This window comes from Enterobacter sp. KB-280D8, assembly GCF_041399405.1.
In the GTDB taxonomy this organism is placed as follows: Bacteria; Pseudomonadota; Gammaproteobacteria; order Enterobacterales; family Enterobacteriaceae; genus Enterobacter; species Enterobacter cloacae_N.
Window position 1 is genome coordinate 1 of sequence record NZ_JBGKEC010000028.1, and the last position, 613, is coordinate 613.

A 613-nucleotide genomic window follows, 5' to 3' on the forward strand; every position below is an offset into this window, starting at 1 on the left:
CGTGCCGTTCTGGCTGGAAGCGCTGGAGCCGGACTTCGTGCCGATGAACAGCGATGCCGCCACCCAGCTCAATCAGGGCGTTTTTATCGATAACTGGGGGCGCCCGAAAAAATATCAGGTCTATAAAAGCCTGCCAGTATCCGGGCGTCAGTTCGATACCAAAGAGATAGATGCAGAGAACATGCTGCATCTCAAATTCACCCGACGCCTGCACCAGACCCGCGGAACGTCTCTTTTGTCTGGTGTTCTGATGCGTCTGAGCGCGCTGAAAGAGTACGAGGACTCGGAGCTTACCGCTGCCAGAATTGCTGCGGCACTCGGCATGTATATCAAAAAAGGCGACGGACAGAGCTTCGATTCTGATTCCGGTAGCGATGACCGCGAGCTGATGATTCAGCCTGGTATGCTCTATGACGAGCTGCAGGCCGGGGAAGAAATCGGGATGATTAAATCCGATCGCCCGAACCCTAACCTCGAGTCGTTTCGTAATGGACAGCTCCGTGCCGTGTCCGCCGGCAGTCGCCTCAGCTTTTCCAGCACATCCAGAAACTACAACGGAACGTACAGTGCCCAGCGGCAGGAGCTTGTCGAGTCAACCGACGGATATCTGATT

At 55.1% G+C, this 613-nt stretch carries 1 protein-coding gene; it reads left to right on the top strand.

What is annotated here, in order from left to right; genetic code table 11:
• Positions 1-613: phage portal protein (locus tag AB8818_RS22860; RefSeq protein WP_371200035.1), on the top strand; the 613-nt coding region annotated here is incomplete at both ends.